Here is a 25,548-nt window from a genome sequence, read left to right on the forward strand (position 1 = left end):
CACCGGCATCTTGCCGTGGTCAAACAAAGGCGTATGGGCGAAATCATACACCCAATCCGGAGTCGCGTTCCTCATGAAGCTTGCCTTCGCCACCGCTCTTGCGCTCACCGTATCCACCCCGGCACTCGCCGCGGGCAGCCTGCCGACCAACGTCGTTCCCGTTGTCTACGACATCTCGGTGACGCCGGATGCGCAGGCGATGACCTTCACCGGCACCGAGACGGTGCAGATCGACGTCAAGGACGCGACCACCACGATCACGCTCAACGCCGCCGATCTGGCGCTGTCGGCCGCGACCTTTGACGGCAAGCCGGTCCGCTATGCGCTGGACAAGGACAAGCAGCAGCTGACGCTGACGCTCCCGACCGCGGCGAGCGTGGGTCGCCACACCGTCGGCTTCAGCTGGAGCGGCAAGATCGGCCAGTCCGCCGCCGGGCTGTTCGCGATCGATTACACCAATCAGGACGGGTCGAAGGCGCGGATGCTCGCGACCCAGTTTGAGGCTCCCGATGCGCGCCGGTTCGCGCCGATGTGGGACGAGCCGGCGTTCAAGGCGAAGTTCCGGCTGAAGGCGGTCGCGCCCGCCGGCCAGCTCGCGATCTCGAACATGCCCGTCACCAATGTGGCGAAGCAGGCGAACGGGACGCAGCTTTACAGTTTCGCCGAGACGCCGGTGATGTCGAGCTATCTCCTGTACCTCGGCATGGGCGATCTGGAGCGCAAGACCGTGATGGCCGGAAACGTCGAGATCGGCGTCGTCACCCGCCGCGGCGTGTCGGGGCAGGGCGATTACGCGCTGGAACAGGCGAAGCGGATGCTGCCCTATTATAACGATTATTTCGGCCAGCCCTATCCGCTGCCCAAGCTCGACATGATCGCCGGCCCCGGTTCCAGCCAGTTCTTTGGCGCGATGGAGAATTGGGGTGCGATCTTCTACTTCGAGCCCGAATTGCTGTTCGATCCGCAGCGCGCGACCGAGAGCGGGCGTCAGCGTATCTTCACCGTCGTCGCGCATGAAATGGCGCACCAATGGTTCGGCGATCTCGTCACCATGCAATGGTGGGACGACCTTTGGCTGAACGAAGGCTTCGCGTCGTGGATGGAGAACAAGGCGGCGAACGACCTCAATCCGGCGTGGAAGGCGGAAGCTGCGGCGGTATCGAGCGATCGCGAGGCCGCGATGGGCATCGACGCGACGGCCGCGACGCATCCGATCATCCGCAAGATCGAGACCGTCGACCAGATCGGCGAGGCGTTCGACGGCATCACCTATTCGAAGGGGCAGGCCGTGATCGGCATGCTCGAATCGACGCTGGGGCCGGATACGTTCCGCAAAGGCATCCGCAGCTACATGGCGAAGTACAAATACGGTAACACGGTCACCGAAAACCTGTGGGCGGAACTGTCCGCTGCCGCCGGACAACCGGTGGCGGAGATCGCGCATGGCTATACGTTGCAGGGCGGGGTGCCACTGGTGACGCTGTCGAACGCGCGCTGCGCCGGCGGCACCACGACGGCGACGCTGGCGCAGGGGCGGTTCGGGCTGGATGCCACATCGAAGACGCCGCAGACGTGGCAGGTGCCGCTGGTCGTCAGCACGCTGGGTGGCGGCGAGACGCGGACGATCGTCACTGGTCCGGCGACCAATGTGTCGGTCAAGGGCTGCGGCACGCTGCTGCTCAACAAGGGCAAGGGTAGCTATACCCGCGTCATGTACGACCAGCCGACGCATGACGCGCTGGTCCGCGACTATACGAAGCTGCCGCTGGCGGACCGGCTGGGAACGCTGGCCGACGACTACGCTCTGGCAGCCGGTGGTTATCAGGACCTGTCGCGCTTCTTCTCCGCGATGGGGCAGGTCGGCGTCGCGGCCGATCCGCTCGAATGGTCGCTGGTTGCCGGGCGCCTGGGTGGCCTCGGCGGGCTGTACGAGGGAACGCCCCTCGCCGATCCGCTGCGTGCGAAGTCGGTCGCCATCCTCGCGCCGGTGCTCCAGCGCATCGGGTTCGCCGCCACGCCGGGTGAATCCCCGCTGGTCGGCAACCTTCGCGAAAGCCTCGTCGGACGGCTCGGCGCGAATGGCGATCCCGAGGTGATGCGGCAGGCGCGCACCTATGTCGGGCAGCTTGCTGGCAACCCGACCGCGATCCCGCCCGCGATCCGCCAGCCAATCCTGTCCACCTACGCGATCAACGCCACCGCTGCGGACTGGGAGCAGCTGCTGGCGCTGACCAAGGCGGAGACGAACCCGGTCGCCAAGAACCGCTTCGTCTCGCTGCTGGGTGCGGCGAAGGACGATACGCTGGCGACGCGGGCGCTGGAGCTGTTGAAGACGGACACCTTCACCGCCCCGCAAAAGGCGGCGCTGCTGCGTGCGGTGTCGGGCAGCCATCCCGACATGGCGTTCGACTGGGCGGTCGCCAATCGCCCGCTGGTCGAGAGTTTCCTCGAGGAAAGCAGCCGTTCGAGCTTCATCGTGAGCCTGGGCGGTGGATCGAACGATCCCGCCATGCCGGGCAAGATCACTGCGTTCGCCCAGACGCTGCCGGAAACCTCACGCAGCCCGGCTAAGCGGGTCGTGTCGGGTATCGCCGTGCGCAAGGCGGCGGCGGACCGCCTGCGTCCGGCGGTGCAGGCCTGGGTCGCCAAAGGGAAGTGAGGTGGCTCCCCGGTTACGGCCGGGGAGCGGTTTCGCGAGGAGATGCGGGCCGGACCGCGTTCAAGGCCGTCGACTCGGACCGGCGTGCATCTAACCCCGTCCTATTGTCAGCTGATCATGCGATGCGGAACGAATACCGGCGCTGAACCTGTTCAAACCGGGGTGGGGCCGGCAGGATCGTGACCCGCTCAGCCGCCGGCCTGACCCGGAATGCCCGTGACGTCGGCCATGCCGTCGTCGCCCAGCGCGATCAGCCAGGCACTGTTGTCGAGGCAGCGCACCGCCCACACCGGCTTGCCCTGACGATCCGCCTGACGGGTCGCTTCGGCAATGCCCTGGCATGGACGCTTGGCGTCGTCGATCGCGCGATAGAGAACGCCGTTCAGCTGGCGCGGCGGCAGCGCCAGCACCTTGGCGATATAGCCCGTTTCTTTCGGCGCGGCGGCGGTGTTGGCGGCGGGTTGCTCCGCAGGGGGTGATCCGCATCCTGCCAGCATTGCGACCAGACCAAATCCCATCACCGCTTTCATGCGCATCGTATGTATCCCCGCTGATCGTGCCGTTTCAGACATAGGCGGCCGAACGGGTGAACGACAAGCGCGCCGCCTGCGTTCCGGTTGATCTTCGCGCAGAACCGGTGGCACAGGCGAATGCATGAACTGGCAGGTTTCCATCGAGCGGCATGGCATCGAGGCGCAACCCGTAGTGGTGATCGACGGCTTCGCCGATGCGGATCGTTTTCGCGATGACGCAGCTTTCCTGTCGTTTGCACCGATCGGTCCGCACTATCCGGGTATTCGTGCGATCGTGGCACCGGCGATGTTGCGAGACCTGCTCGCGCGGTTGGAGCCGGTCGCGGCCGAGGTGTTCGGGATGGCGGGGCTTGAGGTGGTCGATGCTTTCTATTCCATCGTCACCACGCCGCCTGCCGCACTGACCCCGATCCAGCGGCTGCCGCATTTCGACGAGGTGTCGCCGACGCGTCTCGCGTTGCTCCATTATCTGTCACCCGATGAGGGCAGCGGTACCGCTTTCTACCGGCATCGCAGCACCGGCTACGAATCGATCCGGCCCGATCGGCTGGCGTCCTATCGAACGGCGCTGGAGATGGATTTGCAGCGTCATGGCATACCCGATGCTCGATACATCGCCGGTGACACGCCGGTGTTCGAACAGGTCGCATCGTACGCCGGTCGGTTCAACCGCGCGATTCTGTATCGCTCCAACACGCTGCACTGTGCGCAACTGCCGGAGAAGATGGCGCTCGATCCCGATCCGGAGACGGGACGCCTGACAGTGAATACCTTCCTGAACGGAACGTTTTAGGCAGGCTCTGTTGCAGAAAAAGCACGGTCCCTCGGATGCCCCCTGAATACGTATGTGGTCGACTTCACGTGCTTCCCCACCGGGTTCAATAGCCCGCCAGACAGTCAGCCGATCGTCCGCGATGGTAGCGAACGGGGGCATGGCGCCACGCAGGGGGAGGATTTCTCATGTCCCACATCGATTCCCGTTTTTCGAAGCGCGCGCGGATCGCGCTGCGCTCCAGCTCCGTCGCGATCGGCAGCATCCTGCTGGTAACCGGTGGCGCGGCGTTCGCGCAGGAAGCGCCGAACCCGCAGTCGCCGACCGCCAACCCGCCCGCCGCCGCGACCGTGCAGTCGCCAGCCCCCGCCGCCGAGCCGACGCCGAACCAGGATACCGCTCAGGCGCAGACGGTCGACGATGCCGCCGCCGGCGATGCGGATATCGTCGTGACCGGCATCCGTGCTTCGCTCGCCAACTCGGCCAAGATCAAGCGTAACTCGACGCTGATCGTCGACAGCGTCTCGGCCGAGGATGTCGGCAAGCTGCCCGACGTCTCGATCGCAGATTCGCTCGCCCGTCTGCCGGGTGTCACCGCACAGCGTCTGGAAGGGCGTGACCAGCGCCTGTCGATCCGCGGCCTCGGCCCCGATTTCTCGACCACGCTGCTCAATGGTCGCGAGCAGGTGACCGTCGGCGACAACCGCGGCGTGGAATACGATCAGTACCCGTCGGAATTCTTTCGCAACGTCAACGTCTACAAGTCCGCCGATGCCTCGCTGATTGCTGCGGGCATTTCCGGCACCGTCGACCTGCGCATGTTGCGTCCGCTGGAACAGTCGGGCCGCATTTTCGCGATCAACGCGCGCGGTCAGATGAACGGCATCGACAATCTCAACCCGGATTCATCGCGCTACGGCTATCGCGCCTCGGCGACCTATGTCGACAAGTTCGCCAACGACACGCTTGGCATCGCCATCGGCGTATCCGGCACGCAGACGCCGTCGCAGAACGAACGCTACAACGCCTGGGGCTATAACGGCACCGGCACCGCCACCAGCCCGTACATCCTCAACGGCGCCAAGCCTTACGTCCAGTCGAACGAACTGAAGCGTTACGGCGCGGTCGGCACGATCGAATGGGCGCCCTCGGACAGCTTCCATTCGACGTTCGACGCTCTCTATTCGGATTTCACCGAGGAACAGCGCCTGCGCGGCATCGAATTCCCGCTCGCCGGTCAGCTCGACGATCCGACGAATGCGACCGACAACGGAACGACCGCGTCGAACCTGACGTCGCAGGACGGCTTCGTGACAGGCGCTACGTTCAACAACGTCTTCGCGGTACAGCGCAACGATTATAACAAGCGTTCGGCGAAGAACCTGTCGCTCGGCTGGAACAACGATTTCAAGCTGACCGATACGATCCACTTCAACGTCGACGCCAGCTGGTCGCGCGCCAAGCGCACCGACTTCCTGCTGGAAACCAACACCGGCACCGGCTTTGGCAAGAGTGGCGTCGCCGATACCGTGCGGATCACGCAGAACGGCAACGGCACCTATTCGATCGCGCCGACGCTGGATTACACCAACACCAACATCTTCAAGCTCACCGACCCGCAGGGCTGGGGCAACAACGGCACGCAGCAGGTCGTCCAGTCGGGCTTCCTCAACCAGCCGAGCTTCAAGGACGACCTGAAGTCGCTCCGCGCCAGCCTGAACGGCGAGTTCGAGAATAGCCTGCTCAAGAGCTGGGAAGTCGGCGCGAATTATAGCAAGCGCAAGAAGACCAGCGCCTACACCTCCTACTTCCTCTGCCCGCGCGGCACCGGCACCGGCTGCACCGTCGCGAGCGGCACGCCGCGTACCGGCAACGTGCCGAGCGAGGCGCTGCTCGGCACCAACATTCCGCTCGATTACCTCGGCATTCCGGCGATGCTGACCTACGACCCGCTGTATGTGTACAACAATTCGCTGACGGCGGCATTCGACGGGCGCCCGTCCGCGCTGGTCCGCGACAATCGAGTGATCGAGGACGTCTATACGGGCTACGCCAAGCTCAACATCGACGGCGAGCTGGGCGGCAAGGCGGTCAAGGGCGCGATCGGCGTTCAGGTCGTCCGATCCGAACAGCGCTCCGTCGGCCAGATCGCCAGCCTCGTCGGTACGGTCGTGACGATCGCGCCCGCTGACCAGACGGAGAAGTACACCAACGTGCTGCCGTCGGCGACCTTCTCGGTCGAGCTCATCGACAACGGCTTCGTTAAAATGGGTGCATCGCAAACCATGGTCCGCCCGCGCCTCGATCAGGAGCGGGTGACGCAAGACGTGGCTGTGAACATCGGCAATATCGGCCAGACGCCGATCGGCCAGTTCCCGGTCTTCTCATCCACCGGCGGCAACGTCGCACTACGGCCGTACCAGTCGACCAACATCGATCTGTCGTTCGAAAAGTATTTCGACGCTGGCGGATACGTCGCGCTGTCGGGCTATTTCAAGGACCTGACCGACTTCGTCGATCCCAACAATACGCTGCCGTTCGACTTCAGCGGTCTGCTCGGGGCATTGACGCCAGCGCAGCAGGCGCAGGTGACCGCGTCGGGACAGACGATCGGCACGGTCAGCGCGCCGGCTAATACGGGGCGTGGCGACGTGCTGGGTGTCGAGGCGACGCTGTCGCTGCCGTTCAAGGCGATCACCAGCACGCTCGACGGCTTCGGCGCCTTCGTCAGCGGCAATTACACGCAGTCGACGATCAAATACGCCAATGCGGCGACCGCCATCACCTTGCCCGGCCTGTCGAAATACACCGCCAGCGGCACCGTCTATTTCGAGAAATGGGGCTTCCAGGCGCGCGCCAACTACCGCTACCGCTCGTCGTTCCTGGCGGAGGTCGCCGGTCTTTCCGCAAATCCGACGTACCGGACGGCCAAGGCGGAAGGCATTCTGGATGCGCAGATCGGCTATGAATTCCAGGAAGGGTTCCTTCGGGGCTTCTCGATCCTGGCGCAGGCCAAGAACCTGACCGACCGGCCGTTCATCACCTATCAGAACGCCGATCCGCGGCAGGTAATCGACTACCAGCGCTATGGCCGCGATTATTACGTCGGCGTCACCTACAAGTTCTAACCGAGGTTCCTCCCCCGAACCACCTCAGGGCTGTCGTCGCAGGACGGCAGCCCTTTTTCTTGTTATGAGAGGGTGCCATGTCCGACCGGCCCATCACTACGATCGTCATCGCCGGCGGCGGCACCGCGGGGTGGATGGCTGCCGCGACGTTCGGACGGTTCCTTGAGCAGGGCTACCGTATCCGACTGGTCGAATCGGAGGAGATCGGCACAGTCGGCGTGGGGGAGGCGACGATCCCGCAGATCCGCCTGTTCAATCAAGCGCTCGGCCTCGACGAAGACGCGTTCCTCCGCGCGACCGGCGGCACGTTCAAGCTGGGCATCAGCTTCGACGGCTGGCGGGAACCCGGCCACAGCTACATGCATGCATTCGGCGACGTGGGCCGCGACGTCGGGTTGATCGCGTTCCAGCATTACTGGCTCCGCGCCAGCAAGCTGGGGATCGCAAAGCCGCTCGTGGCCTACGCCCTGAACGAGGTCGCGGGCCGCGCCGGGCGCATGCATCGCGGCGGACCGCTGACCGCGGCGACGATCCCGGCGATGCCCTACGCCTTCCATTTCGACGCAGGTCTCTACGCCGCCTACCTCCGTCGGTTCGCGGTCAACCGTGGCGTCGAGAGAACGGAGGGCAGGATCGCGGAGGTCGAGCGCGACGGCGAAAGCGGCGATGTGGCGGCGCTGGTCCTCGCATCGGGCGAGCGGATCGCGGGCGACCTGTTCCTCGACTGCACCGGCTTCCGCGGCCTGCTGATCGAGGGCGCACTCGAGACGGGGTACGAGGACTGGACCCGCTGGCTACCCTGCGACCGCGCGGTTGCGGTGCCGAGCGCCAATGTCGGCTCACCTTTGCCTTACACCCGTGCCATCGCCCGCGAAGCCGGCTGGCAATGGCGCATCCCGTTGCAGCATCGCACCGGCAACGGCCACGTCTATTGCAGCGCCTTCATCGATCAGGATGCGGCGACGGCGACGTTGCTCGCCAATATCGAGGGCGAGCCGCAGGCGGACCCGCGCCACCTGCGCTTCACCACCGGCCGGCGAAAGCTGGCGTGGAACCGCAACGTCGTCGCGATGGGGCTGGCGAGCGGCTTCCTCGAACCGCTGGAATCGACCAGCATCCACCTGATCCAGTCGGCCATCGCGCGGCTGGTCAAGCTGCTTCCGGCGTTGCCGATCGCGGATGCGGTGCGCGCCGAATACAATCGCCAGACCGATTTCGAGATCGAACGCATCCGCGATTTCCTGATCCTGCATTATTGGGCGAACGGCCGGTCCGAACCCTTCTGGCAGGTGTGCCGATCGATGGCGCTGCCCGATACGCTCCAGGCCAAGATCGCGCTGTGGCAACAGGCCGGCACGATCACGCGCGAGCATGAGGAACTGTTCACCGAGGACGGCTGGCTCCAGGTGCTGGCGGGTCAGGGGGTGGAGGCGCGGGCGCACCACCCGCTGGCCGATCAGATCGGGGCAGAGGATCTGGCGGAGTATTTGGAAACTCTGGAATTATTGTACCGGCGAGAGGCCAATGCGATGCCGATGCACGGCGACTATATTGCGCAGCATTACGCGGCGAAACGCTGAGATCGAGGTCTGCTTGCACCCCACCTCCCGCCGTCATCCCGGCAAACGCCGGGATGACGGATAGAGAGGGCCGGATGGACCGCGCTAGCTCGACCCGCGCACGATCAACCGCGGTTGCAGCAGCGCGGTATCCGTCAGTTCCTCGGCGATCCGCCGCAGCAGCGTGTCGACCAGCACCTCGCCCGCCTTGCGGTAATCCTGCGCCACCGTCGTCAACGGCGGCTGCGTCGTCGCGGCGGCGGGGATGTCGTCGAACCCGACGATCGCCACATCCTCCGGCACGCGCAGGCCCGCCTCCGACAACGCCCGCACCGCGCCGAGCGCGATCAGGTCCGACGCCGCGAACAGCGCGTCGAACGGTAATTCCCGCGCCAGCAGCCGCTTCGTCGCATCATAGCCCGACTGCTCGACCGACAGCGCATCGGCGTGCAGCCCCGGATTCACCGCCAGCCCTGCCTCACGCAACGCCGCACACAACCCGCGATAGCGGTCGCGGAATTCGGGATAATGATCGTCGGCATCGCCGATGAAGCCGACCCGCCTGGCGCCGCGCGCGATCAGATGCTCGCCCGCCATGCGCCCGCCGGCGACGTTGTCGCAGCCGATCGTCACGCCGATATTGTGGCTGTCGACCGAACCCCAGCGCACGAAATGCGTCCCCTGCGCGACCAACGCCTCCAGCCGCGCCTTGTAAAGTTCGTAGTCGCCATAGCCGAGCAGGATGATCCCGTCCGCCTTGCGGCTATCCTCGAAATCCATGTGCCAATTGGCCGACAATTGCTGGAACGAGGTCAGCAGGTCGTACCCCCGCGCCGCGCATGTGCGCAGGATCGACCCTAGCATCGACAGGAAGAACGGGTTGATGAAGCTGCCGTCGTCCAGCGGGTCCTCGAAGAACAGCAGCGCCAGCGTCATGCTCTGCCCGCGGCGCAGCGAGGATGCGTTCTTGTCGACCTTGTAGTTCAGTTGCCGCGCGATCGCCTCGATCCGCATGCGGGTGGCGCCGCTCACGGTGCGGTCGCCGCGGAGCGCACGGCTGACGGTGGGTTGCGAGACGCCCGCGAGGGCGGCGATATCGAACGATGTCGGTTTGTCGCCACTCCCCGGCGCGCCCCGGCCTCTAGTCTTCACGGCCATGCCGTGAGCTTACAGCAGTCGCGGGCATCGCGAAAGCGCCGTTGACGGCGACCTGAATACGTATGCCCTTTGCTTGGCTTGGCGCGTCCGCACCCGCACAACACCGTCACGTATGCAGCCGGCGAAGGATCGGCACGCGCAACACTCGAGGGGATGCATGCTGAAGCTGGCCACCAAGACCGCGACCGCGCTCGCGCTGCTGTTCGCCGCCCCCGCGGCGAGTGCGCAGGCGACCGACTATCGCGCGCGCCTGCCGCAGGACGAGGTCATTTATTTCCTGCTCCCCGACCGGTTCGAGAACGGCGACACCGCCAATGATCGCGGCGGGCTGAAGGGCGGACCGGCGACCACCGGCTTCGATCCGATCGCCAAGGGCTATTACCACGGCGGCGACCTGAAGGGACTGACCAAGCGCCTCGACTATATCCAGTCGCTTGGCGCGACCGCGCTCTGGGTCGGGCCGGTGTTCAAGAACAAGGCGGTGCAGGGCGGACCCGGCCAGCAATCCGCCGGCTATCACGGCTATTGGATCACCGACTTCACGCAGGTCGATCCGCACCTCGGCACCAACGCCGATTTCGACGCGCTGGTGAAGGCCGCGCACGCCCGCGGGATGAAGGTGTACATGGACATCATCATCAACCACACCGCCGACGTGATCCAGTATCGCGAATGCGGCGGCAAGACGGATTGCACCTACCGCAGCCGCGCCGGTTACCCGTACCAGCGCAAGGGCGGCGTCGCGGGCAGGGCGATCAATCCGGGCTTCGTCGGTGACGGCGTGCAGACCGCGGAGAACTTCGCCCGGCTGACCGACCCGGCCTTCGCCTACACGCCCCTCGTCCCCGCGGCGGAGCGGACCGTGAAGGTGCCGGCGTGGCTCAACGACCCAATCTATTACCACAATCGCGGCAACACGACGTTCCTCAACGAAAGCAGCACGATGGGCGATTTCGTCGGGCTGGACGATCTGATGACCGAGCATCCGAAGGTGGTCGAGGGGATGATCCAGATCTACGGCGACTGGATCGACCGCTACGGCATCGACGGCTTCCGCATCGACACCGCGCGGCACGTCAACCCGGAGTTCTGGCAGGCGTTCGTGCCGGCCATGCAGGCGCGCGCGAAAGCCAAGGGTATCCCCAACTTTCACATCTTCGGCGAGGTCGCGTACGAGACGCTGGATGTAGGCAGCCTCGCCAAATACACGCAGGTCGACAAACTGCCCGGCGTTCTCGATTTCGCAACGCGGCAGGCGATCCTGGAAACGGTGACTGCGAAGCAGCAGCCCGACGCGTGGGATAAATTGACGCTCGGCGACAGCCTGTACGCCGGCGGCTACGACACCGCGGTGACGCTGCCGACCTTCGTCAGCAATCACGATGCGGGGCGGCTCGCCACCTATCTCCGCAAGGCATTGCCGCAGGCGAGCGACGACGAGGTGCTGAAGCGTGTGGCGCTCGCGCATGCGATGCTGCTGACGCTGCGCGGGGTGCCGACGATCTATTCGGGCGACGAGCAGGGCTTCGTCGGTGACGGCAATGATCAGGACAGCCGCGAGGACATGTTCGCGAGCAAGGTCGCGGTCTATAACGACAATCGCCTGCTCGGGACCACCGCGACGACGGCGGTCGCGAACTTCGGGCAGGACCATCCGCTGTTCCGCGAGATCGCGATGCTGTCGAAGCTGCGCACCGTGACACCGGCGTTGACACGAGGCTCCACCGTCTTGCGCGCGCGCAGCGATACGCCCGGCCTCACCGCCATCTCCCGCATCGACCCCACGACCGGTGCCGAGGTGCTGCTGGCGTTCAACAGCGCGACCCAGCCGCTGACCCGGCAGGTCGAGGTCGGCACCGCCGCCACCGCCGCCGCCACGCTCGCGGGCAGTGGTTGCGGCCGCGTTGCCGCACCCGGCAGCCTGACCGTCACGCTTCCCCCCCTCGGCTATGCCGTGTGCGCTTTGAAGGCGACCCGATGACCCTGACCGACCGCCCGTGGTGGCACGGCGCGACCATCTACCAGATCTATCCGCGCAGTTTCGCCGATGCGAACGGCGACGGCATCGGCGACCTTGCCGGCATCACCGCGCAACTCGATCACGTCGCCAGCCTGGGGGTCGAGGCGATCTGGCTGTCGCCGTTCTTCCGGTCGCCAATGGCCGATTTCGGCTATGACGTATCCGATTATTGCGACGTAGACCCAATCTTCGGCACGCTCGCCGATTTCGATGCTCTGGTCGCCCGCGCGCATGCGCTCGGGCTGAAGGTGATCGTGGATCAGGTCTGGGCGCACACCAGCGACCGGCACCCGTGGTTCGTCGAGAGCCGCTCCAACCGCGACAATGCACATGCCGACTGGTACGTCTGGCGCGATCCGAAGCCGGACGGCTCACCCCCCAACAACTGGCAGTCGGTGTTCGGCGGCCCGGCGTGGACGTGGGACGCGCGCCGCAACCAATATTACATGCACAATTTCCTGAAGGAGCAGCCGCAGGTCAACGGCCATCACCCTCAGGTGCAGCAGGCGTTCCTCGACGTCGCGCGCTTCTGGCTGGAACGCGGCATCGACGGCTTCCGCATCGATGCGATCAACTTCATGATGTTCGACCCCGACCTGCGCGACAATCCGCCCGCGCCGCTCGACGACGGCATCCCGCGCACCCGCCCGTTCGACTACCAGCTCCACACCTTCAACCAGAGCCATGACGCGATACCCGGCTTCCTCGAACGCGTCCGGGCGTTGTTCGACAGCTACGACGCGCGCTTCACCGTGGCGGAGGTCGGCGGCGCGGACAGCGAGCGCGAGATGAAGCTGTTCACCGCCGAAGGTCGTCGCCTGCACAGCGCCTATGGCTTCGACTTCCTCTACGCCCCCGCACTGACCCCCGCTGCCGTCGCCGATGCGGTGCAGAAATGGCCCGAACAGGACGGCGTCGGCTGGCCGAGCTGGGCGTTCGAGAACCACGACGCCCCGCGCGCGATCAGCCGCTGGGTCGCCGCCGACAAGCGCGACGCCTTCGCCCGCATGAAGATGCTGCTGCTGGCTTCGCTGCGCGGCAATATCTTCCTCTATTACGGCGAGGAGCTCGGCCTGACGCAGGTCGACGTGCCGTTCGAGCATCTGCAAGATCCCGAAGCGATCGCCAACTGGCCGCGCACCCTGTCGCGCGACGGCGCCCGCACGCCGATGCCGTGGAGCGCGGACGCTCCGAACCTCGGCTTCTCCATCGCGACGCCATGGCTGCCGGTCGGCGAGGACCATGCCGCGCTCGCCGTCGACCGGCAGGAACGCGATCCGCATGCGCTGATCCACTGGACCCGCGATGTGCTCGCCCTGCGCAAGCGCCACCCGGCACTGCTGACGGGCGACATCCGCGTGGTCGAGGCGGGCGATGCGATGCTGGCGATCGAACGCCGCAGCGCGGACGGGACGATGCTCTGCGTCTTCAACCTCTCGCCCGAACCGCAACGCTGGTCCCCCGCCGATCCCGACGCCTGGGAGCCGGTCGCCGACAGCGGGACTCAGGGGTGGCATTTCGACGGATATGGCGCATTGATCGCCAAACAGATGGGACGAGGATGATGATGCACTTTCGTTGCGGCGCCGCGATGGCGCTCGTGCTGCTGGCGACCCCCGCCACCGCGCAGACCGACTCCACGGCCGTCGCGCAGGTGCCGGCGACGCAGTTCAAGCCCGTCGCTACCGCCACATCCCCCGACAGGTCGCTGGTTGTCACCATCGCCTTCGACAACGACGGCCGCCCGACCTACGCCGTCACGCGCAAGGGCAAGCCGGTGCTCAACCCCGGCCGCCTCGGCGTCATGTTCACCGACGCACCCAAGATCGAGCGCAATATGGAGCTGATCGGCCAGTCGAAGGACAGCGCCGACAGTAGCTGGACCCAGCCGTTCGGCGAATGGAAGACGATCCGCGACCGCCACAACGAATTGACCCTGCGCTTTCGCGAAAAGGCGGGGATGAAGCGCGAGATGGACGTGACCTTCCGCGTCTTCGACGACGGTATCGGCTTCCGCTACAGCTTCCCCGATCAGCCCAATCTGCATCAGGCGAACATCGCCGACGAACTGACCGAATTCGCCTTCGCGCAATCCGGCACCGCGTGGTGGAAGCCCGCATATCAGTGGAACCGCGAGGAATATCTCTACGAGAAGACGCCGCTGAACGCGGTCGGCACCGCGCAGACGGTGATGACGGTCAAACTCGCCGACGGCACCCATGCGGCGCTGCACGAGGCGGCGCTGGTCGACTATGCCGCAATGAACCTCGCCCGTACCGAGGGGAACACGCTGAAGGCGTCGCTGACCCCCGGCGCCGGCGCGCCCAAGGTGACGCGGATGGCGCCGTTCACGTCGCCGTGGCGGACGGTGATCCTGTCGGACGACGCGCCCGGCCTCTACATGAGCCACCTCGAACTCAACCTCAACGAACCGAACAAGCTCGGCGACGTCAGCTGGATCAAGCCCGCCAAATTCGTCGGCGTGTGGTGGAAGATGATCAAGGGCGACTGGAGCTGGGCGACCGGCCCGATCCACGGCGCGACCAACGTCAACGTGCGCAAATACATCGACTTCGCCGCCGCCAACAAGATCCCCGGCGTGCTGGTCGAGGGCTGGAACGTCGGCTGGGATGGCGACTGGTTCGGCAACGGCAATGCGATGCAGTTCGACACGCCGACGCCCGACTTCGACGCCGACGCGCTCGCCGCCTATGCCAGGTCGAAGGGCGTGTATCTGATCGGCCATCACGAAACCGGCGGATCGGCGAGCCATTACGACGCGCAGCTCGACCGCGCCTTCGCCTGGGCCGCCGCGCATGGCGAACCGGTGGTGAAGACCGGTTACGTGACTGATGCCGGCCAGATCGAGCGCGTCGATGCCGACGGCACCAAGAAGCGGGAATGGCATGAGGGCCAGTGGATGGTGAACCACTACCTTCGCGTCGTGCAGGCCGCGGCGAAGCACAAGGTCGGGATCGACAGCCACGAACCGGTCAAGGACACCGGCCTGCGCCGTACCTATCCCAACTGGCTGGCGCGCGAGGGCGGCCGCGGCATGGAATATAACGCCTGGCCGGGGAAGAACCCGCCAAACCACGAAGCCAACATGTTCTTCACCCAATGGCTCGGCGGGCCGATGGATTTCACGCCGGGGATGCTCAGCCTCGAAGGGCAGGGCGGCAGTCCGCTGATGTCCACCGCGGCGAAGCAGCTGGCGCTATACGTCGTGATCTATTCGCCGGTGCAGATGGCGGCGGACACGCCCGAGAATTACGCCAGGCACATGGACGCGTTCCAGTTCATCCGCGACGTGCCGGTCGACTGGTCCGACACCCGCGTGCTGAACGGCGAGGTCGGCGATTACGTCACCGTCGCCCGCAAGGATCGCGCGAGCGACGATTGGTACGTCGGCAGCATCACCAACGACGCCGCCCGCACATTGTCGCTGCCGCTCGACTTCCTCGATGCCGGGCGCAGCTACACTGCGGAAATCTACCGCGACGGTGCCGGCGCGGACTACCGCACCGACGCCCGCCACGCGATCGCGATCGAAAAGCGCAGCGTGAAGCGCGGCGACACGATGTCGCTCGCGCTGGCCCCCGGCGGCGGCCAGGCGATCCGCTTCGTCGCCAGCGGTGGGAAGCGGCGGCAGTGACGTCACGCACGGTCCTCGTGTTCCTGCAAACGCAGGAACCCAGGGTCACGCGGGCCGCCCGGAACACTGGGTTCCCGTGTTCGCAGGAGCATGCGGAGGGGTGAGCGCCCCTCCATCCTCCATCGCAATATTAGGCGGCGGCACGGCCGGCTGGATGGCCGCATGCCTGCTCGCCAGGGCATGGCCGCGCACCGCCATCACCGTCATTGAATCCCCCGACATCGGCATCGTCGGCGTCGGCGAAGGCAGCACGCCGCAACTGAAGGCGCTGTTCGACACCCTCGGCATCGCCGAAGCCGAATGGATGCCGGCCGCCGACGCCACCTACAAGACCGGCATCGCCTTCCACGGCTGGGCCGACGATACGCCCGCCTACTTCCACCCCTTCGCCGGCCAGATCGACCTCCACACCCAGCCCGCCTTCACCGCCAGCGCGCAGGCACGGCGGCTCGGCGCGGACGTGCCGGCGCATCCCGACCGCTTCTTCCTCAACGCCCGCCTCGCCGCCGCGCAGAAGGCGCCGGTCGCAGCGTCCAATTTCCCGTTCCGCATTGGCTACGGCTACCATTTCGACGCGCACAAGGTCGGTCACGTCCTCCGCGCCCACGCGCTCACCCGCGGCGTCCGGCACCTCGCCCGGCGCGTAACGCACGTCGAAGTCACGGACGGCCACGTGGCGCGCCTCGACCTCGACGGCGGCGACACCGTCACTGCGGACCTGTTCGTCGACGCCAGCGGCTTCCGCTCGGTGATCGCACAGCGCGCGCTGGGGGTCCCGTTCCGCTCCTTCGCCAACACCCTGTTCACCGACCGCGCCGTCGTCATGCCCACCCCCCGCGGCGACCGCCTGCCGGTCCGGACCAAGGCGACCGCCCTGACCGCAGGCTGGGCGTGGGACATCCCGCTCACCAGCCGCACCGGCAACGGCTACGTCTTTTCCTCCCGCCACCTCTCGCCCGACGCCGCCGAAACCGAATTCCGCACCCATCTCGGCCTGCTCGATGCCGATGTCGCCGCGCGCCACCTGACGATGAAGGTCGGCCGCGTCGCCACCACCTGGACCGCCAACTGCCTCGCCATCGGCCTCGCGCAGGGCTTCATCGAACCGCTCGAAGCCACCGCGCTCCACATCGTTCAGGCGACCGTGGAGGGCTTCATCACCGCGCACGACACCGACCGGCGCGACGCCTTCAACACCGCCATCGCCCGCCGCTACGAAGGCATCCGCGACTATATCGTCGCCCACTACCGCCTCAACCGCCGCTCTGGCGACTTCTGGCGCGAGAATGCCGCCAACGACGACCTCTCCGACGATCTGAAGGCGATCATGTCCGCCTGGTTCACCGGCCGCGACATCGCCGCCGTCGTCGAGGGACGCGACCTCGCCGGTTACTATGCGCCGATGTCGTGGGAGGTGCTGTTCGCCGGCTACGGCACCTTCCCGGATGCCGCCCGCCTGCGTCCCGCTGCGCCGGTCGCCGACCTCGCCGGTATCGACGCCTTGCTCGACGGCTGCCTGCTCAACTTTCCCGATCACGGGCCGGCACTCGCCCGGAGGACGCCATGACTGCGATCACCACCCGCCCGCGGCAGAGCTGGGCCGGCCTGTTCAACATCTCGTTCGGCTTTCTCGGCATCCAGATCGGCTTCGCGTTGCAGAATGCGAACATGAGCCGGATCTTCCAGTCGCTCGGCACCAGCCTCGACGATCTGCCCGCGCTATGGGTCGCCGCGCCGCTGACCGGGCTGCTGGTCCAGCCGATCATCGGCCACCTCAGCGACCGCACCTGGCTCGGCCGGCTCGGCCGGCGGCGGCCATATTTCCTCGCCGGTGCGATCCTCGCCGCGATCGCGCTGGTGCTGATGCCGGAAAGCCCCGGCCTGCTGATGGCGGCGCTGCTGCTATGGCTGCTCGACGCCTCGCTCAACGTCTCGATGGAGCCGTTCCGCGCCTTCGTCGGCGACATGCTCGACAAGGATCAGCATGCGGCGGGCTATGCGGTGCAGACCGCCTTCATCGGCACCGGTGCGGTGTTCGGGTCGATCTTCCCGTGGCTGCTGGAGCACCTCGGCGTGTCCAACGTCGCGGCCGCCGGCGGCATCCCCGACACCGTCCGTTTCGCCTTCTGGTTCGGCGGCGCGGCGCTGTTCTGTGCCGTGCTGTGGACGGTGCTCACCACCCGCGAATATTCGCCCGAGCAGATGGCGGGCTTCCACGGCGTCGCCGACGACGACCAGGCGCACACGACGCAGGTGCTCGCCGCGCGCAGCTTCAACGGCAGCCTGATCTGGATCGCCATCGGCGCGGTCGTCATCGCCGTCGTCGCCGCCTTCGGGCTGGAAAAGGAAGTCTACCTCCTCGGCGCGCTACTCGCCGCCTACGGCCTCGCCAGCATCATCGCGATTGGCCGCGCGCGCAGCGGCAAGCCCGCCGATATGCTCGGGCATATCGTCGGCGATTTCGGCGGCATGCCGGTGCTGATGAAGCGGCTCGCGGTGGCGCAATTCTTCAGCTGGTCGGCGTTGTTCATCATGTGGATCAACACCACGCCGATCGTCGCCGGCGCCTTCTACGGCGCACCGGATGCCGAGAGCCCGCTCTATCAGGAGGGCGCCAATTGGGTCGACGTGCTGTTCGCGACCTATAACGGCATCGCCGCCGTCGCCGCGCTCACCCTGCTGCCGCTGCTGTCCCGCCGGATCGGGCAGGCGAAGACCCATATCGTCGGCCTGCTGTGCGGCGCGGCGGGGTTCGCCAGCTTCTTCGTCGTCACCGATCCGCGCTGGCTGCTCGCGAGCGAGATCGGCATCGGCATCGCCTGGGCCTCGATCCTCGCCATGCCCTACGCCATCCTCGCCAGCAGCCTGCCGCAGCGCAAGCTCGGCATCTACATGGGCCTGTTCAACGTCTTCGTCGTCGTGCCGCAACTGCTGGTGGCGACGATCATGGGGTCGATCACCAAGCACCTCTTCCCGACCCAACCGATCTGGACGCTGGCCTTCGCCGCCGGTGCACTGGTGCTGGCTGCACTCGCCATGATGCGGGTTGAGGTGGTCAGCACCAGCCGATGATCGCCCCTACGTGATCGGCGTACCGCAATGCATCGCGCTACCGTCGCAAACGGGTTTCATGTACATTGCCGTATCCTGCCGACGATGACGGCGTTTCGGAGGCTGCCATGATCCCCGCTCTTCTGCTGCTGGCGCTGCAATCGGCGGATCGTTTGCCGCCCGCCAATCCCTTGCCCTATGCCGATCCCGTCGCCGGGGCGGTGATGGCGCCGATCGATGCGATGTTCCGCGGACTGGCCGCACACGACGGTGCCGCCATCCTCGCGCAGGTCCGTCCCGACGGCGGCGCAACCGTCGCGGTGGAAAAGCCGGACGGCACGCGCAGCATCCGCCGCATGAGCTGGACGGAGTTTGCTGCCGGCGTGAAGCCGGGGCCGGATCGACTGGAAGAGAAGCTGACCGATACCGCGATCGAGGTCGATGGCGACATCGCGATGGTGTGGGGCCCGTATACCTTCACGGTGAATGGCAAGCTGCACCATTGCGGCGTCGATCATTTCGATCTGATCCGCGAGAACGGGGCGTGGAAGGTGCTGAACGTCACCTGGTCGCAGCGCACGACCGGCTGCCCGTCGAACTGATCGATTGCCGCGCACCGCATTGCTCAAGCGCGGTAGCCGGGGCTAAGGCCGGGGCATGACGCCGCTATCTCTCTATAACAGCCTGACGCGCAGCGCTGAGCTGTTCGTTCCCGCCGATCCCGCCGATGTTCGCGTCTATTCCTGTGGGCCGACGGTGTATCACTACGCCCATATCGGCAATCTGCGCGCCTATCTGTTCACCGATACGCTCGGTCGGGTGCTGACGTGGAAAGGCTATGGCCTGACCCATATCATCAACATCACCGACGTCGGCCATCTGACCAGCGACGCCGATGCCGGTGACGACAAGATGGAGGCGGCGGCGCGGGCGAGCGGCCGCGACATCTGGGCGGTCGCCGATCATTACACGCAGGCGTTCAAGGCGGATCTGAAGGCGCTGAACATCCGCGATCCCGCGCGCTTTCCGCTGGCGACCGATCATATCGACGCGATGATCGCATTCGGGCAGTCGATCGCGGACAAGCATTGCTACCGCCTGCCGGACGGCCTGTATTTCGATACCTCGACCGTGCCCGACTATGGCCGGCTGGCCGGTCACCGCGACGAGGGGCCGGCAGAGGGGCGGATCGACACGGTGGCGGGCAAGCGCCATGCCGCCGACTTCGCGATCTGGCGGACCAGCGCGCCGGGCGAGAACCGGCAGATGGAATGGGACAGCCCTTGGGGGCGTGGCGCACCGGGCTGGCATCTCGAATGTTCGGTGATGAGCCGGCAATATCTGGGGCCGCATTTCGACATCCATACCGGCGGGATCGATCATCGCGAGATCCACCACCCGAACGAGATCGCGCAGAATCAGGCGATCGGCTGTTCGGCGGACACCGGCGCGACGCTGTGGATGCACAACAACTTCATCGTCGATCGCACCGGCAAGATGTCGAAATCCTCGGGCGAGTTCCTGACCCTGCCGACGTTGATCGAACGCGGTTTTCATCCGCATGCCTATCGCTTGATGTGCTTGCAGGCGCATTATCGCAGCGAGCTGGAGTTTTCGTGGGACAATCTGGCGGCCGCGCAGACGCGGCTGAAGCGGCTGGTGCAGACGGTCGCGGCGCTACGGGCGCGCGGCGAAGGAAAGGGGGCGGCCTCTGCCTCGCCCTATGCCGAGCGACTGGACGCGGCGCTGTCCGACGACCTCAACACGCCGCGGGCACTGCCCGTGCTCGACGAGCTGCTGGCGGACAAGAAGGTGAGCCCTGCGGACCGGCTGGCGGCGCTCGCCGATTTCGACGCGGTGCTCGGCCTCGGCCTGTCGACGCTGTCGCGCGAGGATCTGCGGGTCCGGCCGAAAGGGGCGACGATCGACGAGGGCGGCATCGCGGTACGGCTTGCCGAACGTCGCGAGGCACGTGCGGCGAAGGATTTTCCGCGGTCCGACGCGATCCGCGACGAACTCGCCGCGGCCGGCGTCGAGGTGATGGACGGCGATCCGCTCGGCTGGGACTGGAAGCTGTGATGATGAAGGCCGTTCTGCCGGCGATCGCGCGCGGCTTGCTCGAACCGCAACTGCCAGCCGGGGTCGAGGCGGCATGGTTCACCTCGCCTGCCGAGGCGAACGCGATGATCGCGGATGCCGATATCGCCTGGGTCGATATGCAGCCGACATCGCTGGTGGCGGAGGCGATCCGCGCGTCGGGCGATCGGCTGGCGTGGGTGTCGACGATCTACGCCGGACTGGATGCGTTCCCACTCGACCTGCTGCGAAGCCGTGGTGTCATCCTCACCAACGGAGCCGGGATAAACGCAGTGGCGGTCGCCGAATATGCCGTGCTGGGGATGCTGGCTGCGGCGAAGCGGTTCGACACCGTCGTTCGTGCCGCCGACCGGCAGGAGTGGCTGAAGGATGCGCCGGGCAAGGTCGAACTGGATGGTACGCGTGCACTGGTGATCGGCTACGGCACGATCGGCCGGCTGATCGGCGACCGTCTGGCGGCGTTCGGGGTGGAGGTGACGGGCGTCACCCGATCCGGGCGCGACGGCACGCTGATGCCGGACGCCTGGGCGACCCGGTTGGGCGAATACGACTGGGTGGTGCTCGCGGCTCCCTCGACCGATGCCACCAGGGCGATGATCGGTACGACGGAACTGGCGGCGATGCGGCATGATGCGTGGCTCATCAATATCGCGCGCGGCGATATGGTCGATCAGGACGCTCTCGTGGCGGCTTTGCGGTCGGGAGCAATCGCGGGTGCGTTTCTCGATCCCACCGATCCCGAACCGTTGCCGACAGGGCATCCGCTATGGACTGCCCCTAATTGCATGATTTCGATGCATATGTCGGGGCGCAGCCAGACCAAGATGTTCCAACGCGGGGCAGCGTTGTTTCTCGACAATCTGAAGGCGTTCGTCGCGGGTCAGCCGATGCGGAACGTCGCCGATCTCGACGCAGGATACTAGGCGCCGGCCTGCCTTATTCCAGCGGCCGATCCGCTTCTGCGATCAGCGGCGGTACGAAAGGCTTGGCAGCACCCGCCGGTATCCGCGCGATCTCCGCCTCGATCGCCTTGGCGCGTGCCGAGGACGACGGATGAGTCCGGCTGCGGAACAGGCCGCCATCAACGTCGCCGCCATGCTCGCGCCAGAACCGGACCGCGATCTGCGGGTCGTAGCCGGCATTGCGCAGCAGGTGCATGCCGAGCAGGTCCGCCTGGTCCTCGGTCAGGCGGAACAGCCGGCCGTTCCGCCCCACCTCCGCCAGCAGCCCACGCTGGACCCCTGCGGCATCCAGTCGGCGCGCGTGGTGCAGGATGTTGTGCGATAGCTCGTGCGCCACCACCACGGCGACCTCGTCGTCGGTATAGCGCTCGAAGAACCGCACACCGATCTGCACGATACGGCCGTCGGCCGAGGCGGTCATACCCGGGCCGATCAGCACCTCGAACGCGCTGCGACATCCCGGTGATGCGGCGATGCCGACGCTGCGGGTCCGCCCGTCGCGCAGCAGCTGCACCCTCAGCGGTCGCCCCGCCGGCAGTGCCGCGATCGCTTCCACCGCCGCGTCGCGGCCCGCGCTGTTCGAACCCTTCGCCGGCATCGTCTCGCGCATCGGCATCCCCTCGACAGAGATGATCGAGTCGTTTTGCCGAACGCCCGCTGCGGCGGCGGGCGAGCCCGGTACGACCGCCTCCACCGCAATCGGCGCCTCGAACCCGAAGGTCTTGCGGGCCTGATCCCGCGTGGAGGGATCATATTGGCCGAGGGCATGGATCGCCCATCCCGGCGTCGGCGCCAGATCACGGCACAAGGCCGCATTGGCGGTGGTCAGGCGATACGCGATCCCCGCCATTCGCGCATCGACCTCGCGCAACGCATCGAAGGTCGCGGCACTGTCCTGCGCCAGGGCAGGGCAGGCGCCGAACGCCAGCAGGACGGCGGCAATGTGGCGGAAGGTGATCGTCATGACGATGGCTCTAGTCTAGCGACCCTGAACGCGGAACATCGGACCTGCTCACTTCAGCGCGTTCGGGTCGAGCGTGATATCCGTGCCCTTGGTCGTGCCGCTCGACGGGCCGCTCGCGACCAGATCCCACACCTGTTTGGGGGCTGGCAGCGATCGGAAGGTAGGATAGGCGTGTACGGAACCATCGACGTCGGTCATCGAGACGGCATAGGCTCCGCTCTTGTCGATCTGCCCCATGATCGATGGATGGACGCTGACCGTCCGCCCGTCGTCATACAGCGCGAGCGTATAGCCGCTGCCGGGCGGCACCGCCAGATCCCGTGCCGCGATCATGTCCCGCCGAAGCGGGCATCGCAATGCCCGGCACGTCGCCGTATCACGCCCCCAAGCGTTCCTTCATTGCGCAAGGACCGTTTTGGGCGCATGTCGCGGCGCGTTTACACCCCGAAGGACGACATGATCATGGCCGCGAACTGGGCCCCCGACAGCTGGACCAAGGCCGAGGCCCGTCAGCTTCCCGACTATCCCGACGCCGGCGCGCTGACCCGCGCGACCGATACGCTGGAGACGTTCCCGCCGCTCGTCTTTGCGGGCGAGGCGCGCAACCTGACTGCCGAGCTTGCCAAGGTCGCCGAGGGCAAGGCGTTCCTGTTACAGGGTGGCGACTGCGCCGAATCCTTTGCCGAGCATAGCGCCAACAACATCCGCGATACCTTCCGCGTCATCCTCCAGATGGCGGTGGTGCTGACCTACGCATCGAAGCTGCCGGTGGTGAAGCTCGGCCGGATGGCGGGCCAGTTCGCCAAGCCGCGCTCGACCCCGAACGAGACGATCGATGGCGTCGAACTGCCGAGCTACCGCGGTGACAACGTCAACGACATCGCCTTTACCGCCGAAAGCCGCATTCCCGATCCGCAGCGGATGATCCGCGCCTATTCGCAGTCGGCGGCGACGCTGAACCTGCTGCGGGCCTTTGCGCAGGGCGGCTATGCGAACCTGCATCAGGTTCACCGCTGGACGCACGATTTCATGGGCCGCAGCCCGTGGTCGAAGAAATATGCCGAAACCGCCGATCGGATCGGTGAGGCTCTGGAGTTCATGGCCGCTTGCGGCATCGATCCCGAGACGGTGCCGCAACTGGCGCAGACCCACTTCTACACCAGTCACGAAGCGCTGCTGCTGCCGTTCGAACAGGCGCTGACCCGGCAGGATTCGCTGACCGGCGACTGGTACGACACCAGCGCGCACTTCCTGTGGATCGGTGACCGCACCCGCTTCGAAGGGTCGGCGCACGTCGAATTCCTGCGCGGCATCGGCAATCCGATCGGCGTGAAGTGCGGCCCGAGCCTGGAGCCGGACAACCTGCTGCGGATGCTCGACACGCTCAATCCCGGCCGGGTGCCGGGGCGGATGACGCTCATCACGCGCTACGGCTTCGACAAGATCGAGGCGCATCTGCCGAAACTGGTTCGTGCGGTGACGCGCGAGGGCCATCCGGTGGTGTGGAGCTGCGACCCGATGCACGGCAACACCGTGAAGGCGGTGACCGGCTACAAGACGCGGCCGTTCGACCGTATCCTCGCCGAAGTGCGCGGCTTCTTCGCCGTCCACCGCGCCGAGGGGACGCATGCCGGCGGCATCCATGCCGAGATGACCGGGCAGAACGTCACCGAATGCACCGGCGGCGCGATCGACGTGACCGAACAGAGCCTCGCCGACCGGTACCACACGCATTGCGACCCGCGCCTCAACGCCGGGCAGAGCCTGGAACTGGCGTTCCTGCTCGCCGAGATGCTCAACGCTGAGATGGCGGAGCGCCGCAAGGTCGCGGCCTGAGTGACAAAAGCGGGGGCGTCCGGCAATCATGCTTGACGCCCCCCGGCCCCCGGACTAAACGCGCCCCTCCACCGGACATGGCCCCTTCGTCTAGCGGTTAGGACGACGCCCTCTCACGGCGTAAGCACGAGTTCGATTCTCGTAGGGGTCACCAGGTCTACCGCGCCAGTCCGACGACGGCGCTTCCGACATATCCATCAGTGACGCTGTCGGTCGGTGTCGGAGCTGGCTGCCTTGGCACGCTGGTTCTGTCGCCGATCATCGCGGCGTGGACTGCAATCTTCCTGTTCCAACGGAAGTAGCAGGAGCGCGTGCATTGCTCGCTAGAATGGCGCTACGTCGCGCATCTTGACGGCCAATACGAAGAGCCCTTCATTGTCGTGCATAACCGCTCCGATCGATCGGTGGCGATCAAGGACCTTCGTTTTCTGACGGGCGTGTTTTGGCGGAAGCGGAGCGAAAGCACTGCGCTTGGCTACGACGATCCCGAAAAATATCGATTTCCCGTATCTCGTGGAACCGGGGAAGCTGCGCAACATCATGCTCGATGAACATCAGGCGACGCGGGCGGCCGATGAAACCTCATGGCTCACGCACCTTCTAAGCCGTGCCGGCCGGGCGCGGATCAAGGTCGAGGCTGTCACCACGGCCGGTAAGCGCATCCGCATTTCGGCCGAAGACGCTATCGCGTGGAAGAAGAAGCCGACATGGCTGCAATGACGAATTGCGATGCGCCGACCAACCCAACAGACGCTGATATTCTAGCGGCCGCAACTGACTTCCGCCACGTAATCGACGCCGCCGGGCAAGCTCCGTGGAAGGCCAAAGGCTATACCTATCCGCGCGGCTCGTGCGGCCACGCCGCGGAACTGCTCGCCTAGTATCTGCGCCGGCGCTTCGGCATCGTGCCTGACTACATCAGCCAAACGACCTATGACACGGGGATCGGCGGCTGGACGGGCGGGCACGCATGGCTCGAATGAAAAGGGCTCACGATCGACGTCTCCGGCGATCAATTCGGCTGGCCGCCGGTTATCGTCACGCATGATCCGCCGTTTCATGGCCAGGGGCAGGAAGAGCAACGATTTCCTGCAATAGCCGATCTGTGTTGGTGGGGACGGGAATGCAACTCACTTTGGCACGCAATATCGCCG

Annotated in this window: 19 protein-coding genes and 1 tRNA gene; 16 read left to right on the forward strand and 4 right to left on the reverse strand. The window is 66.1% G+C overall.

Annotation, left to right across the window (positions count from 1 at the left end; translation table 11 throughout):
* Window positions 1–73: 73 nt before the first annotated feature.
* Complete coding sequence (locus LRA87_RS07105; RefSeq protein WP_230630520.1) at window positions 74–2,659, forward strand: M1 family metallopeptidase; 2,586 nt, start codon at window positions 74–76, stop codon at window positions 2,657–2,659.
* A 188-nt stretch (window positions 2,660–2,847) separates the two neighbouring features.
* Here the strand turns inward: LRA87_RS07105 and LRA87_RS07110 are convergent, their stop codons facing one another.
* Entirely contained in the window at window positions 2,848–3,195 is a 348-nt protein-coding gene (locus LRA87_RS07110; RefSeq protein WP_230630522.1) for a hypothetical protein, read from the reverse strand.
* A gap of 118 nt (window positions 3,196–3,313) precedes the next feature.
* Here LRA87_RS07110 and LRA87_RS07115 point away from each other — a divergent pair, with 118 nt between their 5' ends.
* The 3 genes from LRA87_RS07115 to LRA87_RS07125 all read left to right on the forward strand — a co-directional run bounded on the left by LRA87_RS07115 (window position 3,314) and on the right by LRA87_RS07125 (window position 8,672).
* Complete coding sequence (locus LRA87_RS07115; protein ID WP_230630524.1) at window positions 3,314–3,985, forward strand: DUF6445 family protein; 672 nt, start codon at window positions 3,314–3,316, stop codon at window positions 3,983–3,985.
* Window positions 3,986–4,152: 167 nt separating this feature from the next.
* Window positions 4,153–7,092 (forward strand): TonB-dependent receptor, encoded by a 2,940-nt coding sequence (locus tag LRA87_RS07120; RefSeq protein ID WP_230630526.1) that lies wholly within the window; start codon window positions 4,153–4,155, stop codon window positions 7,090–7,092.
* Window positions 7,093–7,169: 77 nt separating this feature from the next.
* Complete coding sequence (locus LRA87_RS07125) at window positions 7,170–8,672, forward strand: tryptophan halogenase family protein (protein ID WP_230630528.1); 1,503 nt, start codon at window positions 7,170–7,172, stop codon at window positions 8,670–8,672.
* An 84-nt stretch (window positions 8,673–8,756) separates the two neighbouring features.
* Here the strand turns inward: LRA87_RS07125 and LRA87_RS07130 are convergent, their stop codons facing one another.
* Entirely contained in the window at window positions 8,757–9,809 is a 1,053-nt protein-coding gene (locus tag LRA87_RS07130) for a LacI family DNA-binding transcriptional regulator (protein ID WP_230630529.1), read from the reverse strand.
* A 157-nt stretch (window positions 9,810–9,966) separates the two neighbouring features.
* On the opposite strand from LRA87_RS07130, the gene LRA87_RS07135 reads away from it, so the two are divergent.
* The 8 genes from LRA87_RS07135 (at window position 9,967) to LRA87_RS07170 (ending at window position 21,555) form a co-directional block, all read left to right on the forward strand.
* Window positions 9,967–11,790 carry an alpha-amylase family glycosyl hydrolase gene (locus LRA87_RS07135; protein ID WP_230630531.1) on the forward strand — a complete coding sequence of 608 codons (1,824 nt, stop codon included), beginning with the start codon at window positions 9,967–9,969 and terminating at the stop codon, window positions 11,788–11,790.
* Window positions 11,787–13,394: an alpha-amylase family glycosyl hydrolase gene (locus LRA87_RS07140; RefSeq protein WP_230630533.1), complete on the forward strand. Its 1,608-nt coding sequence runs from the start codon at window positions 11,787–11,789 to the stop codon at window positions 13,392–13,394. The genes LRA87_RS07135 and LRA87_RS07140 overlap by 4 nt, the downstream gene beginning before the upstream one ends.
* A complete protein-coding gene (locus LRA87_RS07145) occupies window positions 13,391–15,484 on the forward strand; it encodes a glycoside hydrolase family 97 protein (protein ID WP_230630535.1) in 2,094 nt (697 codons plus the stop codon). The genes LRA87_RS07140 and LRA87_RS07145 overlap by 4 nt, the downstream gene beginning before the upstream one ends.
* Before the next feature lie 100 nt (window positions 15,485–15,584).
* Window positions 15,585–17,051 (forward strand): tryptophan halogenase family protein, encoded by a 1,467-nt coding sequence (locus tag LRA87_RS07150; RefSeq protein ID WP_268934838.1) that lies wholly within the window; start codon window positions 15,585–15,587, stop codon window positions 17,049–17,051.
* Entirely contained in the window at window positions 17,048–18,556 is a 1,509-nt protein-coding gene (locus LRA87_RS07155) for an MFS transporter (RefSeq protein ID WP_230630539.1), read from the forward strand. The genes LRA87_RS07150 and LRA87_RS07155 overlap by 4 nt, the downstream gene beginning before the upstream one ends.
* A gap of 107 nt (window positions 18,557–18,663) precedes the next feature.
* Window positions 18,664–19,137, forward strand: coding sequence for a nuclear transport factor 2 family protein (locus LRA87_RS07160; protein WP_230630541.1), 474 nt, complete (start codon window positions 18,664–18,666; stop codon window positions 19,135–19,137).
* 55 nt (window positions 19,138–19,192) lie between these two features.
* Window positions 19,193–20,614, forward strand: coding sequence for a cysteine--tRNA ligase (cysS, locus tag LRA87_RS07165; protein ID WP_230630543.1), 1,422 nt, complete (start codon window positions 19,193–19,195; stop codon window positions 20,612–20,614).
* A gap of 2 nt (window positions 20,615–20,616) precedes the next feature.
* Entirely contained in the window at window positions 20,617–21,555 is a 939-nt protein-coding gene (locus LRA87_RS07170; protein WP_230631179.1) for a D-2-hydroxyacid dehydrogenase, read from the forward strand.
* 13 nt (window positions 21,556–21,568) lie between these two features.
* Here LRA87_RS07170 and LRA87_RS07175 read toward each other — a convergent pair whose 3' ends face one another.
* Both LRA87_RS07175 and LRA87_RS07180 read right to left on the reverse strand, forming a co-directional pair.
* Window positions 21,569–22,558 (reverse strand): M48 family metallopeptidase, encoded by a 990-nt coding sequence (locus LRA87_RS07175; RefSeq protein ID WP_230630544.1) that lies wholly within the window; start codon window positions 22,556–22,558, stop codon window positions 21,569–21,571.
* A 48-nt stretch (window positions 22,559–22,606) separates the two neighbouring features.
* Window positions 22,607–22,891, reverse strand: a complete 285-nt coding sequence (locus LRA87_RS07180) for a hypothetical protein (protein ID WP_230630546.1) — start codon at window positions 22,889–22,891, stop codon at window positions 22,607–22,609.
* A gap of 129 nt (window positions 22,892–23,020) precedes the next feature.
* Between LRA87_RS07180 and LRA87_RS07185 the strand changes: the two genes are divergently transcribed.
* The 4 genes from LRA87_RS07185 to LRA87_RS07200 all read left to right on the forward strand — a co-directional run bounded on the left by LRA87_RS07185 (window position 23,021) and on the right by LRA87_RS07200 (window position 25,275).
* The gene (locus tag LRA87_RS07185; protein ID WP_230631180.1) at window positions 23,021–24,394 is read left to right on the forward strand and encodes a class II 3-deoxy-7-phosphoheptulonate synthase; all 1,374 of its coding nucleotides are present in this window, start codon (window positions 23,021–23,023) and stop codon (window positions 24,392–24,394) included.
* Window positions 24,395–24,473: 79 nt separating this feature from the next.
* Window positions 24,474–24,548, forward strand: a tRNA-Glu gene (locus tag LRA87_RS07190).
* Window positions 24,549–24,865: 317 nt separating this feature from the next.
* Window positions 24,866–25,114 carry a hypothetical protein gene (locus tag LRA87_RS07195; protein ID WP_230630548.1) on the forward strand — a complete coding sequence of 83 codons (249 nt, stop codon included), beginning with the start codon at window positions 24,866–24,868 and terminating at the stop codon, window positions 25,112–25,114.
* Window positions 25,102–25,275 carry a hypothetical protein gene (locus LRA87_RS07200; protein WP_230630550.1) on the forward strand — a complete coding sequence of 58 codons (174 nt, stop codon included), beginning with the start codon at window positions 25,102–25,104 and terminating at the stop codon, window positions 25,273–25,275. Before LRA87_RS07195 ends, LRA87_RS07200 begins: the two co-directional genes overlap by 13 nt.
* The last annotated feature ends 273 nt before the right edge of the window (window positions 25,276–25,548 follow it).

This window comes from Sphingomonas sp. Leaf37, from assembly GCF_920939475.1.
GTDB lineage: Bacteria > Pseudomonadota > Alphaproteobacteria > Sphingomonadales > Sphingomonadaceae > Sphingomonas.